This is a genomic window from Microbacterium sp. Y547, assembly GCF_057669785.1.
On sequence record NZ_JBYHFN010000003.1, the window covers coordinates 417556 to 438559 of the forward strand.

Annotated in this window: 2 protein-coding genes (1 of these 2 cut by a window edge); both read right to left on the bottom strand. The window is 71.5% G+C overall.

Translation table 11 applies throughout. The annotated features are described in order from the left end of the window. Positions 1 to 441 carry a nitroreductase family deazaflavin-dependent oxidoreductase gene (locus tag AC25Y0_RS07205; RefSeq protein WP_488121926.1) on the bottom strand — a complete coding sequence of 147 codons (441 nt, stop codon included), beginning with the start codon at positions 439 to 441 and terminating at the stop codon, positions 1 to 3. Next, positions 432 to 21004 carry the 3' portion of a hypothetical protein gene (locus tag AC25Y0_RS07210; RefSeq protein WP_488134449.1) on the bottom strand. Its footprint extends 9586 nt past the window's final position, so the window shows 20573 of its 30159 coding nt (coding positions 9587–30159); the start codon falls outside the window, past its right edge — the gene reads right to left on this strand; its stop codon occupies positions 432 to 434. The genes AC25Y0_RS07205 and AC25Y0_RS07210 overlap by 10 nt, the downstream gene beginning before the upstream one ends.

A 21004-nucleotide genomic window follows, 5' to 3' on the forward strand; every position in this document is an offset into this window, starting at 1 on the left:
TCAGTCCTCGATCGGCTCAAGGATGAAGAGGGCGATCAGGCGGTCGGTCTTCTCCTGGTACGCGGCGTAGTCGGGGAACACCGCGACCGCGCGCTCCCACCATGCAGCGCGTTCGTCGCCGGTCAGCTCCCGGGCGCGGTAGTCGCGCGTGACGGCGCCGTCCTGCAGTTCGACGCGGTCGTGTGCGCGCATGTTGCCTGCCCACGCGGGCTCTTTCGGCGCGCCGCCCATCGAGGCGACGGCGAGGTAGCGCCCCTCGTGCTCGACGCGCATGAGCGCGGTCTTTCGCAGGGCGCCCGTCTTGCGACCGAGGGTCGTCAACACGATGATCGGCATGCCGCGCAGCTCGTTCGCCTCGGCACCCCCGCTCGCCTCGTACGTCTCAGCCTGGGTGCGAGCCCATTCCGAGGTGGACGGCTTGTATTCTCCGGTCAGTGGCATGACCTCAGGGTAACGGCGTTCCCCCCGCAGGCGATCAGGCCCGGCGGCGGCGCAGGAGCAGGGCCGCGCCGCCGGCGAACAGCAGCAGGCTCACGAGCAGCCATCCGGTGAGGTCGCTGCCGCCCGTCTCGGGCAGACGGTCTGCCGCCGCGCCTCCGGCCGGCTGGCCGTCGGCGCCGTCGTCCGGGGTGATCGGATCGACGGGATCGACGGGATCGACGGGATCGACGGGGTCCGCCTCGCGGACGAGGNGGCAGACGGTCTGCCGCCGCGCCTCCGGCCGGCTGGCCGTCGGCGCCGTCGTCCGGGGTGATCGGATCGACGGGATCGACGGGATCGACGGGATCGACGGGGTCCGCCTCGCGGACGAGGTTGATGTACACGTTGCGCGCCGCCGCGTGATCATAAAGCGGGTCGTCGCTCGAGAAGACGTGGCTCACGGTCTCGACCACCATGCCGGGACCCGGCTCGGGCGAGGGGAACGCCCGCACCGGGAAGGGGTGCGGGTCGACGGTCGGCACGAGCCGCACGATGACGGTCTTGGGCCCGGTCTCGCCCGCCTCGAAGATCAGGATGACCTGGTCGTGGAACGTCAGCCCGCCGTCGATCGAGATCTGTGCGTACGGTGTCCCGCCCGCGTACGCCGCCGAGATCGTGATGTAGACCCGCGCGGTCGGCGCAGTGCCGAGCGCGATCGTGTAGCTGTCGGTCTCTTTGACACCGGTCTTCAGCGTCGTCGACCCGTCGGACTCCACGACGATGACCTCGCCCGTCCCACCGTCACGCGGGGGAACCGGGATCACGAGCGGTGCCGGGAGTGCAGCGTCCTCATCGGGCAGGGCGAAGGGCACCGCCGGCGCCATGGCGCCGACGACGACGGGCGCCTTCACGGAGTACAGATCGCCGCGCAGTCCGCCCCCGGACACCGCCTTGGTGGTCGCGACGATGCCTGAGGCGGGGCCCGCCGTGTACACCGTCACCGTCGACGTCTGCGCGCCGCCGTCGAGAGAGAGCAGGCCGTTCGCGCGGTAGGTCCCGTCGAGCAGCCGCACAGCGAGAAGGTGGAAGGTGTCGGCGCCCGTCGTCGCCTCGACGCGCAGCTCGGCGATGTGACCACGGATGATGAACGTGTCATCGCCGGCGCCGCCGTACAGGACGGCCGGGAAGGTGATCCCGCGGCTGCCGTGACCGAACTCCGTCTCGAACGTCTGCATGCCGTCGCCGGGTTGGACGTCGGGTTCGATACGCGGCGCAGCGAAGAACTGGCCGACGATGAACGTGTCGTTCCCCTCGCCGCCGTAGACCGTCGTGACGGCGCTGTTGTCGTCGAATACGAAGACGTCGTCGCCCGCGAGACCGTTCACGGTGACCCGCTGGTTGATGCCTCCGTCGTACGAGATGCGTTCCACCGTGCCGGCATCGGCGTTGACGTGGGCGACGAACGCGGGGCGCTTGCTGCCGGGGTGCTCTGCGATCGCGGCGAGTCCGCGGAAGAGGAAGAGGTCGGGCGCATCCGTGCCGTCGATGGTGAGCGTGTTGAACCCACCCCGCACACCCCCGCCGCGCACGATGATGCGGTAGTCGTGGCCGAGGTCGTCGTCGCCGCCCCACGTCTGGATGTGGAAGTGGTTGTCTCCGGACAGACCGAACAGCACGAGCGCGTCGCGCACTTCGGTGCCGGCGAAGTCATCGCCGGGGGCCGCGATGTGGGTGCCGGTCATCGTCTCGAGCCGCAGGACGAAGAACGCGTCGTCGCCGTCCTCACCCGACGGTGTGCTCCCGGCACCGCCGTAGACGATCGTGTGCCCGCCCAGCACGGTCGAGTCGAAGAGGAAGACATCGTCGCCGCGACCCCCGAAGATCTGTGTCGCGTGTCCCGTGACCTCGCCGGCGAAGGAGAGCAGCGATCCACCCTGGCTCGCGAGCGTCTTGCCGAACGACGCGCGGATCGTCACGGTCTCGCCCTGGATGACCGTGCCCAGGGGCGCGATGACGTCCTGACCGACGAGCAGCGTGACATGTCCGCCCGCGACGACCCGGCCCTGGGTCACCTCAGTCAGCCCGTCGATCGTGCGTCCCTCGGTGAGGATGAAGAGGCTCTCGTCGGGGCCACCCTCGACGAAGGGCACGGTGAGCCGCACGTCTCCCTGGTCGGCTTCTGCCCGCAGGACGAAGAGGGCCCCCGTCGCCTCCGTCACGAACACACCCGTGACGATCCCCGAGTGCGAGTGCGCGTACAGGCGCCCGCCGACTGCGGTGTCCACGACCAGGTCCAGCGAACGGTCGGGGCTGTCTGCACCGATCGCGCCGCCGACGGCGATGAGGTCGATGTTGCGCCCGACGATGCGCGTCACGGTGCCGGCAGTGTCCGAGAAGATGCCGCCGTCACGGGTGCGCAGCGCCACATCCCCCGCGGACGACGAGACGGTATGCGCGAAGAGGGATCCGCCGACCTGGTCGAGCAGGATGTCGCCCGCGGCGAACGCCCTGACGCGACCGCGCTCGGCCAGCGACGAGTGGATCTCGAGGAAGTCGGGCGTCTCGGCAGCCGGACCGCCGATGCGGCCGGACACCAGTCCGGCGGCCAGCGTGATGTCGCGGCCCGCGACGCGCGGCGTGCCGTCGTCGATCGTGCCGTCGTCGAGGATCGACGCGGTGTTCTCGGCGGTCTGCAGCCAGACGTCCTGCGCCGTCGAGGTGATCGTGCCGGCCCTCAGATCGCCGATCAGCTCGAGGACGGAGATGTCGCCGTTCGTGTGGAGCGTGATCTCGCCGTCGCCGTCGGATGCCGAGTAGGAGATCTCGGGGAAGCGCATGCTGACGAGCGTCGCGTCGACGTCGGAGAAGACGTCGAACGAGATCGTCGTCGCCGTCGACGGATGCCGCACCACGATGTCGTTCCCCGCACGCAGGTCGCCGAACGTGTACGCGCTGTCGCGCAGCTCGTTCGCTGTGCCCCATGCGACGAGGACGGGGTCGGTGAAGCCCGGCCAGGGGCCCGGGTCGGGGTGGAAGTACGTGTGGTAGAGCCCCGACGGCGGCACGTTCGTCACACTCGGCGGCTGCGTGACGTTGACCTGGACGAGGTAGGACGTCAGCGGCGGCGCATCCGCCCCGAACGCGCTGTCGTGCACCAGGATGTCGATGTTCCTGCCCGCGTGGATGGGGCCGAGCACCGGCCGGAACATCGTGTCGGCGTACGGCGAGCCCACCGGCATCCGGGCACTGTAGGTGACCGTGAGCACGACGTCATCGCGCGCATCGGCGATGAGCTCGACCAGGCGCGTCGGGTCGACGTCGTCGATGAGGTAGTCGCTCTGCACGAGCACGATCGTGATGGGCGCCCGAACGCCGGCGTTGACGGCACCGATCGTGCCGCGCTCGGCGTAGAGCTGGGCGATGTTCGTGCGGATCGATCCGGCAGCCGTTGCGACGATGTCGCCGTTCTCGGCGATGATCCGAGTCGTGCCGATCGGGCTGTCGATGCGACCGTGCAGCTGCAGGTCGGCCCGTCCCGCGTTCCACCAGTTGGCGATGTCGACGAAGGTCGGGATGAAGATGGGGCGCCCGATGTGGAACCGGAACGCTGCGCTGTTCTCTGCGGCGACGTCGACCGTCGCGCCGACGCCGTCGATGTTCGCGACGCTGATGTCGTGGATCCGCATGTCGCGGTCGGAGTGGTTGTGGAGTCGGACGACGTCGAACGTGTTCTGCACCTGCAGGGTTCCCCGGTCACCCGTGAGGATGCCGATCACGGAGCCCGTCGTGCTGTTGATCTCGTAGCGGGCCGTTCCGCCCCCGGTGTTCTCGGTCGGGTCGACGATGATCGTCTGGCCGACGGGGATGACGGCACCCACGTTGTAGACGACGCCGTTCAGATCGCGCACCGTGACGGCGTACTTCTTCACGATTCGCCCCGACGCGTCGATGATGAGCGTCGGATTGGCGGCGTGCAGCACGACGTCCGCGTTCCACTCGATCGTGCGATGGCGGAAGTTGTCGATCCTGTTGCTGGACCCGCCGAAGTCGATGAAGCCCCCGCCCGTCGAGGCCTGCGGCGTTGTGGAGATCAGCTGGTGGAGGGCCTGGACGAGCAGGGCGGAGGTGCGGATACGCACGCCCTCGTCGGCGACGACGCTCGAGCGGGCGTCGTAGAGGACGTAGGCGTCCGCATCGCTGTCTCCGCCGAAGCAGCTGCAGCTGGCCCGCGCGTACGCGCGGACCTCGACGCCGCGGTGCTGCGCCGTGATCGTGACGCTCTGCCGGCCCACGATCTTGGCGGGGGCATTCAGCTGCACGCGCACGAGGGAATGGAGGCTCGCGTCGGAACGCGCGTCGGAGTCTTCGAACGCGCCCGAGCCCTTCGCGCGGTTCTCGACGTTGAGCCTGCTGGAGATCAGCTCGGCCACGAGGCGAAGATTGTCTGCCTCGAGGTACGCGCCGCCGCCCACCGTGAGGGTCGTGCCGTGGTTCTGTGCCTCGAGGTGGCAGCCCGGCGAATCGCATTCCCCCGATGAGGAGCTGCCGGCGAACGACGAGCCGGAAGCGGAAGCGATCAGGTCGGCCTGCATCGCGCTCGTGGACCGTGCGTCGATGTCGTTCCACGCGACGACGTGCCCATCGAGGATGGTCCGGGCCGTGAGGTCGAGACGGCCCTGCGTCTGGGAATCGACGCCGTGTCCGAACCCGCCCGCTGTGGACTGGGCGATCGCCTTGCCGGCGACGACGGTGATGGGTGCGATCCGCACGCTGCCGCCCGTCGAGCGGACGTCGGATCCCGAGCGCAGCCAGACCGTCGTGTTCGCCGTCGCGTCGACGACGGCTCGGGAGGACCCGATGCCGACGAAGCCGAGACCGGCCGACGAGGCGTCGACGAACGCCGACGCGGTCGAGGTGGCCCCGATCGTGATGTCGCCGCCGGCGTGGATGCGGGCGTTCTCGCCGACGGTCAGCTCGAGGTTGGCCGTGTAGCTCGCCGAGGGACGGCTCGCCGTCGACGAGATGAATCCGACCCCGCTGCCGTACACCTTGGCCTCGGAGAAGACTCCGCCCCCGGGAAGCGTCGGCGTCAACGGCTGCGAATGAAGCGTCTGGGTGCCCGTGCCCGTCGAGAGCAGATCGATGATCACAGCGTGCACGGACCCCGCGGCGGTTCCGCCGCCGAGGTCGACGACAGCGGGGACGACGCTGCTCGTGCCGACGCTGCCGTTGGCCGTGATCGTGAGCGCCCCGAGCCCGGCGAGCGGACCGGACAGCAGCGAGAGCCGGAACGATGTGGGGGTGCGGTCGTACACGTAGTAGCGGGCACCGTGCTCCAGACCTTCGATGGGCTGCTGCCCCGGCAGATAGAGGCCATGGCCCACCCCGATGAGCGCGGGGTCGGCGCTGCCGACGAGCGGGCGCGGTGAGACGGGGATGAGCAGGTCGGGATCGCCGGGGTCGGCACACGTCCCTACGGCCTCGCAGTACGAACCGGCGAGCTGGATCTCGTGCGGTCCGACGACGATGACCCAGTAGGGCGTGTTGTTCGACAGGCCCCCGAGGGCGCCGCCGTTCGCGCGGTAGATGACCTGCTGGCCCGTCGTGAACGTGTGGTTGCGCAGCGCGATGCGGTTGTTGTCCTCCGTCTGGTACGGCGTGCCGGGGCCGCCGACCCGCACCGGAGCACCCTTGGCATCGACGACGATGTCGACGCGGTTGCTCGTGAACGTGGCGCGGGCGTCGGGCCCGAGGTACTGCACCGCCTGTCCGTCGACGTAGTCGTTGACTGCCCCGATCCGGTCGGTGTCGATGTCGCCACCGGTGAACTCGACGGGCGCCTGCGGCGTCGCGGCGTCGATGAGCTGGATGCGGAACTCGTCGATGACGTGAACGAGATAGACCCGACCGTTGACGAGTCCGGAGGCGGCGGGCGACGAGAGCGACGAGTAGATGACGCGCTGCCCCTCGACGAACTGGTGCGGGAGCTCGGAGAACCCGCTGTCGGTCGTGCGGCCGAAGGTGATGATGTCGGATGCCGCGTCGATCTGGGCACCCTCGAAGGTCGACCCGAGCTGGATCGTGTCGACCGAGACGACGATGACGTTGTAGCGGCTGCCGTCGGCGAGGCCTCCGATCACGCTGCCCGCCCCGGGCGTGTAGGTGACGCTGCCGCCGGTCTGGAGCCCGTGCGGACCTGTGATCCGGATCGTGTCGTTCGCGGTGTTCACCCCGGTGACGGCGTCGAAGACGAGGCCGGGCGGAACCGCGGGCGTGAGGGAGTTCTGCAGGGCGTTCAGCGTCACGGTGCCCCCCGCGACGAGGTGCGTACTCGGCGTGATCGACAGCCGCACCGTCGGGTTCGTGACCGCGCTCGCCGCGTTCGTCGAGATCGCCAGTCCACCCGCGCCGAGGGTGCGTGCGAACGAGCGCGACACGGGCTGTTCCGCGACGCCGATGACGACGTTTCCGCTGATGGCGATCGGCTGCGCGTTGCCGACGATCGTCTCGACGACGGAGGTGACCTGCGCCACGGCCTTGCCGGTGCCGATCGCGATGGTGCCGCCGGTCTTGTTGACCAGCGACGCTTCGGCCTGATCCTGCGAGTGGGTGTCGACGACGAGGGATGCCGCGCCTGCGCCGTTCGCACCGGCTCCGCCGATCCACGCCTGCATGTGCGCGTGGGCGCGTGCGTCGATCCAAGCGAGAGGTTCGGCGGTCGTCGCCGCGAGGAGGAGACCCACGTTGATGCCACCGGCCTCGGCCGTCGCGGTGTTGACGGCGTGCGAGGTGACCGAGACGGCGGCGGACGGCGCATTGATCGTGGCGCCGGGGCGCACCCGGGCCTGGGTCACGGCACCGTTGGTGATGAGCGCCCTTCCCGACGAGTGTGCGGCACCGATGAGCGAGAACGAGATCGAACCCGAGGTCGTGTGCACCGTGCGCGTGGCGTCGGCGCTCACCGCGATGCCCGTGCCGCCGATCTGGCGTGCCGAGTAGTCGGCCGTGAGCGCGTTCGCGATGCGCGACGTCGGCACCGAGACGGCGCCCACGACGAGGCCACCCGAGGCCAGGTCGGTGGCCGCGGTGGCCGCGTCGACCGTCGTCGCCGCGACCTGCACCGTGCCCGAGGTCGCCAGGGCACCCGTACCGAAGCGCGCGGTGACGGCGGCCTGCTCGTAGATATCGGCAGATACGACGCTGCCGGTCATGGAGCCGAGACCGACCGAGAGCGCCTGGATCGTCGCGGTGACCGTCGTACCGCCGGCGGCCGCGATCCGCACGCCCGTCGACGAGCCGAGCACGCCGTCGAACGCTGCCGTGACGGGGGCCCGGGTGAAGGCGAACGCCGCGAAGATCCCCGCGTCGATCAGGCCGCCGCCGGCGCTGTCGATGTCTGCCCTGGCGTGGGTTCCGGCGCGGTTCTCGGCACGCACCGCGACGATGCCGGTTGCGTACAGGACGACCTGCGCGGCGACGTCCGCGCTCGTCGCGGCCGACTGCTCGATGGTGGCGGTGGCGACCGTGCCGCGCACCCCGACGATCGCGAGCGAGAGCAGCCGTGCTGTCGCGTCGACGCTGTTGCGCGAGGAGGCATCCATCGTGAACGCCCCGGATTGGGCGCTCGGCGCCGTGAACGACGCCGACGTTGCCGCCTCGACCCGTGCGATCGGCAGCAGTCCGCCGATCGTGTAGGCACCGGCGGTCGATTTGCGCATGTCTGCGGAAGCCGAGTGCGCCGACCAGGCCGTGACCGAGACGGCGCCGGAGCCCGCGAGCACCGCAGCGCTGCCCGCATCCACGCGCGCCGTGACGGCCGCCGAGTTCAGGACCACCGCCGTCGCACCGCCGATGCCGCCGTCGATGAAGCCGATCGAGACGTAGTCGACCGCGGTGCGGGCGGTGTTCGTGCCGCGCGCCTGGACGGACAGTCCGTTTCCAACCAGGCCCCCCCGCAGCTCGGCCGTGGTCGCCGCTCCGATGAGGGCCGTGGGGATCGTGACACCGAGGTTGATGAAGCCGATGCTCGCGGCATCCGTCTCGGCGCTCGCGCCGTTGGCCGCGATGGCTGCGACCGTCGTGCCGCCCGCCGACCACACGGGCGAGAGGATCGCCGCGTACGTGCGCGCCGACGCCCGCACTTCGGCGTTCACGACCGACCCCGACGCTTGGAACAGCCCGACGCCGAATGTCCAGCTCTCTGCTGTCGCGTCGGCGCGGGATTCCGCGCGAGCTTCGACCGCCCCGGACCCACCGACGGTGCTCGACAGCTCGGCCGTCGTCGCGCCCTCGAGGAGCGCGCTGGCGACGTAGACACCGAGCGAGACGAGCCCGCCCGACACGCCGCGCACCGTGGCGGTCGCGAGGTTGCCGGATCCGCCCTCTTCGAGGATGCGTGCGCGCACGGCGACGAGGCCCTGACTGAACACGGTGCCCGTGTCGATCGATGCGCGCACCGAGGCGCTCTCGGCGACGACGGCTTGGACGTCGACGCCTTGGCCGCTGCCCCCGATGCCGATGCTCGCGACGAGCGCATCTGCGCGCGCCTGGTTCTGTCCCTGGGCCTCGACGACAAGCGATCCGGATGCCGCGACATCGGACGCGAAGCGCGCCTGCGTCGCGCCGGTGACGCGGGCGACGGGGTTCATGAACAGCGCCGCGATGCCCGCGAGGCTGCCGCCGCCCATGCTGGCGCCGGTGTGGTTGCGGCTCGTTGCGCGCATCGCGATCGCGCCGCCCGCCGTGATCCACGACCCGGGCGCCGCGAGGGCGGTCGTGGCGCGCGAGACCGTCGCGCGGGCGAATGTGACGCCGACGGTCACGGCACCCGTCTGGATGTTGTACGTCTCGGTGTTCACCGTGTTGCGCGCGTCGGCGACGAGTTGAACGCGGCCCGCGACGCGGGCTGTGCCCGCGAACTCGGCGGCTGTCCGCCCCGAGATCTGCGCCGCCGCGCCGACACCGGTGAGGCTGCCCAGGACACCGCCCGAGACCGAGAAGGCGATGACGGGCACCTCGATGACGGATGTCGCCGAGACGGCGACCGCTCCGACGGGGGTGGTTCCGGTACCCAGCGGCGCTGCTCCGATGCGGGCGACCGTGTCGCCGCGCACCTCTCCGAGTGCGACGGCGGCGCCGACCGCACCGAGGGCGAGCGCGACGCCGATGACCGTGGGGGCGACACGACGGTCGGCGTGAGCGGTGACCGAGACGGTGCCCCCCGCCGCCGGGATGGCGGCGCCGTCGTCGATGTGCGCCGTCTGGCGCGCGTCGGTGTCGATGTCGACGATCTGACCCGCGACCGAGACTCCGGCGAGCTGCCCCGAGAAGGCGATGGCCTCGGTGCGCTCCCGGGTCTCGGCCCGCACCGCGGTGCCTCCGCCGGCGGTGACGACGGCACGCGAGGCGATGCCCGCATCGATGACCGAGGTGAGCTTCGCGACGACGAGCGAGAGCCCGACCGCGCCGATGCCACCGGACGCCGACCCCGCGACGGCGAAGAAGCTGTCGCGGGCCACGGCGGATACCGTGACGTCGCCGCCGGCGTTGATCACCGCGCCGGTGCCGATGCGACTCGTCGTGCCGCGCACGGCGGGCACGCTCGAGAAGCGGTTCGTGACGATGCCGACGCCCGGCGTCGCCGCCGCGATGCCAGCCTGCGCCGACGCGAGGCCCTGCTGCTTGCGATCCGCCGTGCTCGTTCCCGACGAGTCCTGCGCGCCGTTGAGAATCGAGCCGTAGCCTTCGGATCCCGTGCCGGAGGCGTACTGATCGGCCTGGCCCTGGGGGGTGCCCTCGGTTGAGGACAGTCCGTCCTGCGCGCCGCCGCCGTCGTCGTACGAGCCCGAGGGCGTGACGCCCGCGCCCCAGACCGAGACCGAGCCCGCGACGCCGACCGCGCCGGCTCCGAAGCTGAGCGCGAATGTCTGGATGCTGCGGATCGACATCGCCTGGATGCGGATGGATCCGCGCGCGTTGATGGTCGTGAAATCACCGATGCCCGCGCCGGCCGAGACGTCGATGGCACCGATGTCGACGCCACCGGCGACGCCGACGAAGCCCGCGCCGAGCCCGCCGCCCAGGGTGAATGTGTCGGTGCGGTCGGCCGCCGTGACCGATACCGACTGCGCCGCCCCGGCACCGACGCGATCGGCGTTGACCACGCTGCGGGCGTCGATGAGGGCCACCGTGGAGCCCGTGATGAGGGTGACGTTGACGGCGCCTGCGACACCGACGAACCCGCCGCCGGCGGCGATCGCCATGCCGAAGACGTCCTGCTCGCTGGTCGCGACGACGGCGAGGCCGCTCTGCGCGGCCGTGGGGAAGCCGGCGTCGGTCGCGGTCCCGACGGGGATGCCGCTCATCGCCCAGCCGCCGCGCGCGCGGGCCTCGACCGTGTTGAAGGCGCCGATCGACGCACGCGTGTCCTTGGTGAAGACGACAACGGCGACACCCGCGCCACCTCCCACGAAGCCGACCCCGATGCCGCCCGAGGCGACCGTGAGCGATGTCGCGTCGAGTGCGCGGACCAGGACGTTGTTGCCCGCGTCGATCACGACCGACTGGCCGGTGCGGGCGTAAGTGTGACTGTCGACGACGATCGTTGCGACAGCGACGGCGATGCCCGCAACGCCGGCACCGGCCGAAGCGGCGACCGCGACGACCTCCTGCGCGCTCCGCGCCTCGAGCGACACGTCTCCGGCTGCCCGCACGACCGCACCGTCGCCGATCGTGGCATCGACGTCGAGGTTCACGATGTCGACCGCGGCGTTCACCGCGATACCCGCCATGCCCCCGCCGAGGCCCGCCGCGATCATCAACTGACGGAAGTCGCCCGATGCGGCGACGGTCACGGACTGCCACGCCGCCGCGCCCGTGTTGTCGTCGTTGATGCGGGCCTGGCGACCGACGAACGCGTCGGTGTCGGACGTCACGACGTTGACGTTGCCCGCCGCGCCGACTCCCGCGGTCGCGGCGACCGCGGCGCTCGCACCGACGGCGAGCACTTCGTCGCTGTTGTTCGCGATGATGGCGACGCCGAAGACAGCGCCGGGGGCCTGCGTGATGACGCGCTTGCCCGTGATGCGCGCGGGGTCTCCGGGAGGCTGCATCCCCTGCCGCACGAAGCTGTGGGCGCGACCGGTCGCCACACCCGGGTTGAGGTCGATCGTCGAGACCGCTCCCCCGCCGCATCCGTCGCCCGTCGGCCGCGCGTCGCACGCCGTGCCGGCGAGCCGGAAGCTGTCGGGGCCCGTCATGACCACGTAGTACACGCCGCCGTCGACGAGTCCGCCGATCGGGGTGCCGCCATTCGCCGTGTAGACGACGGCATCGCCCGTCTGAAGTGGCGTCCCGCCGCCGCCGCTGGTCGAGTCGGCGTCGCCTTCGGGCATGTCGTACGGCAGGTGCACGATGTTGCTGCCGCCGTCGACGTCTGTCGACGGCGTGAAGTAAGGGGCGAACCGGCCGGGCACGGTCGCTTCGTCGGTCGCGAAGATGCGGTGGGACTGACCCGGGCGCGCCGGCGAGGCGAGCGCGATGGGCGCGCCGCCCGGCGTGAGCGCGAGCCGCAGTCGCGTCGGGAAGGCAGCGTCGACGACGGCGACGTACGTGGCACCGGGGGTCAGACCCGTGATCGGCTGGCCGCCGCCCGCATCGTACGAGACGCGTTCGCCGTCGCGGATGCCGTGCGCGTAGCCGAGGTCGAGCTGGTTGCCGCCGATGATCGCCGCCTGCGGGGCGAAGCGCGTGTCGATGTAGTCGATCCGGAACGGACCCGCCGCGGTCAGGCCTGCGCCGCCGCCGAGTGCCGTGACCCGCGACAGGTCTCCGACGAAGGCGGCCGTGGTCTTGTTCAGGACGGGGACCGCCGCTGTGAGCCCGACCGAGGCCGTACCCGACGCCGCGACAGAGCCCGACACGATGTCCATCGTCAGGATCTCGTTGGCGGCGATGCGTGCGCTGCCCCCCGCGACGACGATCGACCGCGAAGTGCCGCACGCGGCTTCCGTGACGGTCGACGCACCACAGACCTCACCGATGAATGCCCGGGTGATGATCGTGTACACCGAAACGGTCGCGTTGGCGGAGACCGCGGCGGTGCCCCCGACGCTTGCTCCGGCCGCGACGCTCGTGACCTCTTCGTTCGAGGTGGCATCGACTGTGACGTCTCCGTCGACCGTGACGAGCACCTCGGGCGCGATCCACGCCTGCGTCGATTTGCCGACGACCTGGATGTCGGCACCGAGGCCGACCCCGGCCGTTCCGCCGATGGCGAGCTGTCCCGCGATGCCGCGCAGCGTCGTCGCGTCGGTCGCCGCGATCCGTGCGCCCGCCGTACCGCCCCCGACGCCGTCGAGGGTCACTCCACGGTCGAGGTGCGCGTGCGTCGTGTTGCTCTGCACGCCGACCGTCGCCGCGCCGGCCGCGCCGGCGGTGCCGCCGGCGGCACCGCCGACCGCGACGAGCCAGAGGTCCTCACTCTGCGACGCCGTGAGGACGAGACCCGTCGCGCCGCGGGCCCAGAGCAGGGCGTCGGGACCGACATAGGCATCGACGATGCCCGTCCGAACGAACACGACCGAGGACAGGCCGACGCCCGCGGTGCTTGCTGCCCCGACCGCTCCGGCGAACAGGGTCATGTCGACCGGATCGGCCGCCGTGATCGTGACCGCGCCGCGGGCACGGACCGCCGTGGGTGTCTGCGCCGAACTGTCGATGTAGGAGCGCGTTCCGGGGTCGTCGCTGCCTTCGTTGACCACGAGCACGGCGAAGGACCCCGCGACGCCCGCATCGGATGCGGCCGCGCCGCCGGCGACGATCTGCGTGAAGCTCTCCCCCGCCGTCGCGATGAGCCACACCGAGCCGCCGACGTCGGCCTGCACGCCGCGGCCGATGTACGCGCGCACATCCTTGTTGTGCACGCCCACGACGAGCGCGAAGCCGACGCCGGCGCTGCCTGTCGAGAGGCCGAGCGCTCCGGCGACGTCGACGAAGGACGTCTGGTCCAATGCGGTGAACGACAGCGCCTGGGGCGCCGCCAGGGCAACACCCTGGTTGACCGATGCCGCATCGCCGAGCCACGCGCGCGTGGCGCGGTTCACGACGTTGACGACGAGTGAGCCACCGACTCCTGCATCACCGCCGCCGAGCGCTGCTCCGAGGGCGACGCCCGTGAAGGCGGGCAGGTCGAGCTCGGGGATCTCGGGCGCTGCGAGCGGCACAAGCGAGGCCGTGGCCCGGCCGATGACCGCGCCACCCGCATTGATCGTCGTGGGGGCCTCGAACGTCGAGTCGATGTGAGCCAGCGTGCGGGTCGTGACGATCTGGACGACGATGCCCGCACCGACACCGCTGCCGTTGGTCGTGATGGCACCCGACGCGGCGAGACCCTGCAGCCCCATGGGGTTGCTCGCGTCGAGGGAGATGCCGTCGGCGACGGTGAGCGTCGAGCCCGCGCCGATCACGGCTTCGTTCACGAGGTCGATCACCTGCACGGCGACGGATCCGGCGACGGCGGCGTCGCCCCGGCCCGCCGCGGCCGCGATCGCCCACGCCTTGAAGTCGTTGCGCGCATCCGCGGGCGTCCGGCCGGTGACGGCGACCGAGCCGGCTGTGATCGACGCACCGGCGCCGATGGATCCGCGGTTGACGACGTCGGCGACGTTGAGCGCGACGGCGACGCCGACGGTGTTGTTGTCGTTCTCGATGCTCGCCGCCGTGCCGAGTGCCTTCGCCGCGGCATCCGTCTCGTTCGTCGCCAGCACGGCGAACACGCCGTCGACGACGACCGTGAGCCCGGGCGCGAGGACGGCCTGGCTGCCGACCAGGATCCAATCGACGGCGATCGCGGCTCCGACCCCGACACCGTCGCTCTGCTGACCCGACTGTCCCTGTGCCTGCCCGTTGCCCTGCGCGACCCCGTCGCTCGAGGAAGGCAGCGTGGCGCTGCGACCGCTCGTGGCGGGGGTTCGGTCGACCTGCTCCTGGGCCTGGGCGTCGGCGTTCTCCGCGTCGTCGTCACTCTCGGAGCCGCCGACCGTGCCGCGCGCACTGGCTTTCGCTGACGCACTCGCGTGCAGCTCGGTCGCCGCGATGATCCACAGCGCCCCGGCCGTCACGTTGCGTTCGACGGCGGCGAGCACATCGGCGTCGACGACGTTGACGACGATGATGGCGCCGATCGCGACGCTGCCGCCGGCGGCATCCGCATCACCGGTGAGCGTCACCGATCCGGTGTACGTCGCGCGCACCGTCACGGGCCCGGTCGCGACGAACGCGCGTGGGCCGGGCGTGCCGAGTCGGGCGAGGACGACCGGAAGGACGACGTTGATGCCGACGGCCGGGCTCACCGCGGTGCCGCCCTCAGAACCCGCCGTGACCTCGCCGACGACCGTGTCGGCGTGATCGGCGCGGATCGTGACTGCCGCACCGCCGGTGACATCGGCGCCGTCCATGATCTCGGCGCGCGTCACGTCCTCGGCGATGACGTTGACCGCCAACGATGCGCCGACACCCGTGCCGGAAGCACCGCCGACCGCGTCGGCGGTGGCCTTGGCGGTGTCGGCGCGGCGGGTCTCGGCTGCGATCGTGACGTCGCCCGTTCCGAAATCGACGCGGGCGCTGCCGGGGATCCACGCCTCGGTCGAGTTCGTGACGATGTTGAGCGCGACGGCGCCGGCGACGCCGACGTCCTTGGATCCTGCCCCGGCTTCGGCGACAGCCGAGAAGTCGTGCGTCCTGTCGTCGCCGATCACGGTCATCGTGGCCGCTGCCGCGAAGCCGTTCGCGTCGATGACGGCGTTCTCGCCGACCCATGCGCGATTCTCGAGGAACACGAGCGTGAGGGCGACGGCGACGCCGACGCCGGCGTCCTCTCCGGCCAGAGCGGTTCCGGATGCGGCGGAGATCCCGTCGACCTGCGCGGCTGTGAGCAGCCACACGTGCCCGCCGGCGGTGATCTCGAGCTCGTCGGGCAGCCAGGCCGTGAAACTCACATCGGCGAGGGTGAGGGCCACGGCACCCGCGACCGAGACGCCGCCGTCGCTCGTCGATGCCGAGGGGTTCCCGCTGTTCTGCACCCCCCCGCCGCCGTTGCCGACGCTCGCGGCGTTGGCGTAGTCACGCTGGTCCTGCACCTGCGCGTCGACGTCTCCCGAGGGCGCATCCGGGCTCTCCTCGCCGGGCGCACCGCTCGCGGACGCGTTGGCGGTCGCGCCGTTGCGCGATGACCCCACGGCGGACAGCGTCGTCCATCCGCCCGATTCGATGCTGCGCCGGGTCGTGGCGAATGTCTCGTCGAACGCGAACGTCAGGGCGATCGCGATGCCGACTGCGGCATCGGCGCCCTCGGTCGCGACGGCGCCGGCCGTCGTGTGGACAGAGGTGTGCTGGCTCGCCGAGAGCTGCACGTCACCGGTGGCTCGGATCGGCCCGGAGGCGAGCGAGCCGAGCACCGTGCTCGTGCGGACATTCGAGACCGTGATCGCGATCGCAGGCGTCACGGTGACGTCACCGCCCTTCGCCCCCATCGAAGCCTCGGTGACCGTGACGCTCGTCGATGCGGCGACGAGGACGATGCGCGCGGCACCGGTGAGGGAAACCTCGTCGTCGAGGCGCGCGTGCGTCTGGAGCGTCACGAGGGCGAGCGCGAACGAGGCGCCGACTCCGACATCGCCGGTCGCGACGACACCGTCTTCGGCGGCGAGCGCCTTGATCGTGGTGTCCAGCGCACTGCCGGCGGCGAGCATCGCATCGCCGCCCGTGAGGACGACGGTGCCCGAGACGCCCGCGAGCGTGTCGATCGTGATGATGCCGATCGCGACGGATCCGGCGACCGAGACCTTTCCGCCGCCTGCCCCCGAGGACGCCGTCGCACTCATCGTCGACACGATGTCTGTGCCGTCCACGGTCATGGTCGCCGAGACCGTGAGTGTGCGCGCGCGGACGGTGAGGGTCGCCGGGACGACGGAGTGATTGACGACGTCGGCGTAGGTGATCGCGACGCCCGCGCCGATGGCGGCGTCGCCTCCGCGCGAGGCCGTGCCGTCTGCGGCGGATGCCGCATCGGTGTTCTGCGACGAAGACAGCGTCACGGTGCCGCCGGCGGTGATCGCCCCGACCTGAGGGTCGATGATCGACAGGGCGCGCACGGTGGAGATGACGATGCCGATCGCGGCGGCGACGTTGACGGGCCCGCCACTCGTCTCGGCGTTCGGCGTCTGAGCGCCGCCGGAGCCCTCGACGCCGTTGGCGGCGGCGACACCGTCGACATGGTCGCGCTGCCCGCCGACCTGGTCATCGACGCCCGTCCCGGGCGCGCCACCCGGGTTCGCCGGGTCGGCGCCGTCGGCGTTGTTCTCGGGGGCACCGGCTGCCGATGCGGACGCGCGCGCGCTGGAGCGTGACCAGCTGGACGCCTGCATCGTGAAGTGCCTACCGGCGGTCACGGCACGCGCGAGCGTCGCCGTGACCGTGTGGTTCGCGATCGTGAGCGCGAGGCCGACGCCGACGGCCGCGTCTTCCGACGCGATCGCGGAGGCACTCGCGGCGTTGTCTGCCGCGGCATGCTGCGTCGCGCGCAGGAGCACGTCGCGCGATGCCGCCAGCGTGCCCGCACCGATGCGCGCGCGGGTCGTGACGTTGGACAGCACGATCGCGACGGCGGGGGCGACGGCGACACCGCCGCCGGCTGCGCCCATGCGCGCTTCGGTGACCGTGGCGTCGCGGGCATCGGCGACGAGCAGCACGTCGCGCGCCCCCGTCACCGAGACCCCGTCGTCGATGAGCGCCGTCGTCTCGTGCGTGTCGAGGGTGAGCGCGAAGGCCGCGCCGATGCCGGCATCCCCCGCGCCCGTCGTGCCGTCACCCGTGGGCAGGGCCGTCACGGTGCCGGCCACGTCGCTCGCGGCGGTGAGCGTGACATCGCCGCCCGTGAGAACGAGCCTGCCGTACACGGCCGCGAGGGTGCGAGTCGTCACGATCGCGATGGCGACCGAACCGGCGACCGAGACGTTGCCACCCGCGGCCCCCGACGATGCTGCAGCGCCGAACGTCGAGGTCCGGTCGGTTCCGTCGACGGTGACCGTCGCCGACAGGGCGACATCGCGGGCGGTGATCGTCAGCGTCGCGGGCACCGTGGCGCGGTTGGTCGTCGTCGACAGCGTGAGGGCGACACCCGCTCCGATCGTCGCGTCGCCCTCGCCCGCCGCGGAGCCGTCGGCCCCCGAGCGTGCGTCGGTGTTGACGCTCGACGCGAGGGTCACGGCGCCTCCGGCCGTGATCTGGGAAACGACCGGATCGATCACGGTCTCAGCGCGCACGTTCGAGATGACGATGCCGATCGCGGCGGCGACGCTCACGGGACCGTCGCTCGTCGCGGCGGTCGGCGTGGCCTGCGTGCCGGAGGACTCGCCGCCGTTGGCCACGGACACACTGTCGGCGTGGCTGCGTTCCCGCTGTGCGAGCTGGTCGACCCCCGTGCCGGCTGCGCCGCCGGGGTTGGCGGGGTCATCGGATGCTTCGTTGGCGGGGGCGCCCGCCGCCGAGGCCGAGGCGACCGCACTCGACACCGAGACACTCGCGGCGCGCAGCGTCACGGCGACACCCGCAGTCACGTTGCGCGCGAGTGTCGACAGTGCGCCGTGGTTGGCGATCGTGAGGGCGAATCCGACGCCGATCGCGGCATCAGTCGCATCCAGGACGGCCGACGACGCCGTCGTGTCGGCCGTCGCCTTCTCGGTCGCGGTCATCTCGAGGGTTCCCGAGATCGTCAGCGTGCCCGTGCCGATGCGCGTCGCGGTCGTGACGTTCGAGAGCGTCACGGCGACGGCGGGAGCGACCGCGACGGCACCGCCCGAGGCGCCCATGCGCGCCTCGGTGACCGCCGTGTCGTGGGCCGTCGCCGACAGGGTGACGTTGCGTGCCCCGGTCAGGGCGACGCCGTCGGCGATCTCGGCGGTCGTCCGATCGGTGATGAGGGAGAGAGCGACGGATGCACCGACGCCGGCGTCTCCTGTCGCGACGGCGCCCGCGCCGTGGGGCAGGGCGGTGACCGTGGTCGAGATGCGGCTTGCCGCCGTGAGCGTCGCGTCGCCGCCGGAGAGGGTGACCGTTCCGTCGATGCCGGCGCGGGTCGTGTGGTTCACGACGGCGAGGGCGAACGAGCCCGCGACCGAGATCTTGCCGCCGCCCGCGCCGGACACCGCCGCGGCGCCCATCGTCGCGGTCGTGTCGGCACCGTCGGCGGTGACGGTCGCGCGGAGGGTGAGGTGCTGTGCGCGCACCGTGAGGGTAACCGGCACATGGGCGGTGTTGCGTACGTTGGCGAGGGTCAGGGCGACGGCCGCGCCGATCGTCGCATCGGCGTCGCCGGCAGCCGAGCCGTCTGCCGAGGACGCGGCGTCGGTGTTCGCACCGGAGGCGAACACGACGTGGCCGCCCGCCGTGACGCCGGTGACACCGGGGTCGACGACGGTGTGCGCGCGGACCGTCGCGATCGTGATGGCGATGGCTGCCGCCGCGTTGACGCCGCCGTCGCTGGATTCTGCGGCAGGAGCGGCCTGGTCGCCGGAAGGATCGCCGCCGTTGGCCGCCGCGACGGTGTCTGCGTGCTGGCGTTCGTTCGCGGCGAGGTCGTTGACCCCCGTGCCCGCGCCGCCGCCGGGGTTCGCCGCGTCGCCGGAGTCCGAACTGTTTTCAGGCGCCCCCGCGGCCGAGGCAACTGCGATCGAGGCCGTCGAAGAGATGCTCGACGCACCGAGGGTGACATCGACCCCCGCTGTGACGTTGCGTGCCAGGGTCGAGCTGACGGCGTGGTTGCCGATCGTGAGCGCGAGGCTCACGCCGATCGCGGCGGTCGCGGCATCCGCCGTCGACGACGAGGCTGTCGTCGACGCGCTCGCCTTCTGCGATGCCGTCGATGTCAGCGAGCCGGTCACCGACAGGGCGCCCGTGCCGATTCTCGTCCACGTCGTGACGTTGGAGAGCGTGATGGCGACGGCGGGCGCGAGCGATACATCGCCACCGGCAGCACCCATCCGCGCCTCCGTCACACCCGCACTCAACGCAGACGCCGACACAGACACATGACGAGCACCGGTCAGGGTTACGCCGTTGCCGATCTCGGCGCTGGTCTTGTCGGTGATGAGGTTCAAAGCGACGGACGCACCGAAACCGAGATCCCCCGCATCGGTCACCCCGGCACCGGCCGGAAGCGCCGACACCGTGGAGGACATATCGCTTGCCGCCGTGAGCGTGACGTCACCGCCGGTGAGGACCACCGTGCCATCGATCCCCGCACGCGTCGTGTGATTCACGACCGCCAGCGCGAAGGAACCCGCGATCGACACCCCTCCACCACCGGCCCCCGCGACAGACCGCGCACCGAACGTCGACGTCGTATCAGCACCATCAGCAGCGACCGCGCTCGAAACCGTCAGGTTCTGCGCGCGCACCGTGACACCGGCAGGCACGGCCGCCCGGTTGCGCACATCAGCCAGAGTGATCGCCACAGCCGCGCCGATCGTCGCATCCGACCCCTGCGACGCCGACCCGTCAGCGGCCGACGCAGCATCAGCGTTCGCACTCGACGCCAGCACAACCGCGCCACCCGCCGTGATCGACACACCCGAAGAGATGACCGTCTCAGCCGTGACCGTCGCAAGAGTCACCGCGACCGCCGCCGCAGCATTGATACCACCCTGCGACGACTCCGCAGCCGGCGCCGGCCCACCAGCCGCACCCGCACCACCATTCGTGCTCGACGTCGACGATGCATGCGACCGCTCCGCCTCGATCGCCTGATCCACACCCGTCCCGGCCGCACCGCCACTGGAATTCTCCGGAGCCCCCGCAGCGGACGCCGACGCCGTCGACGACGACGACGAGACCCCACTCGCACGCAGCGTGACATCCACACCCGCCGTGACACTCCGACCCAGCCGAGCAGCAACAGAATGACCCGCGATCGTGAGACCAAGACCCACACCGATCCCCGCATCACCCGCCCCGACAACAGCCGCAGACGCCACCGACGACGCCGACGCCTTCTGCGTCGCCCCCACCGACAACGAACCCGACAACGACGTCGCACCACCCGTGCCCACCACCGCCGCCGTCTCCACCGTCGAAAGAGTCACAGCAACCGCAGGCGACAACGCAACACCACCACCGGCAGCACCCATCCGCGCCTCCGTCACACCCGCACTCGACGCAGACGCCGACACAGACACATGACGAGCACCGGTGATCACGGCGCCGTTCGTGACACGGGCGGTCGTGCGGTCGGTGATGAGGTTGAGGGCGACCGATGCACCGAAGCCGAAGTCACCCGCATCCGTCACGCCGGCACCGGCCGGAAGCGCCGACACGGTGGAGGTGAGGGCGCTTGCGGCGCCGACGGTCGCGTCTCCGCCGGTGAGGGCGAGCGTTCCGTCGATGGCCGCGAGGGTCCTGGGTGTGACGACGGCGAGGGCGAAGGACCCCGCGATCGAGACACTGCCGCCGCCCGCGCCGGCGACCGACCGCGCGACGACGTCCGAAGCGGCATCCGCACCCACGACGTGCACGCCCGCGATGACCGACG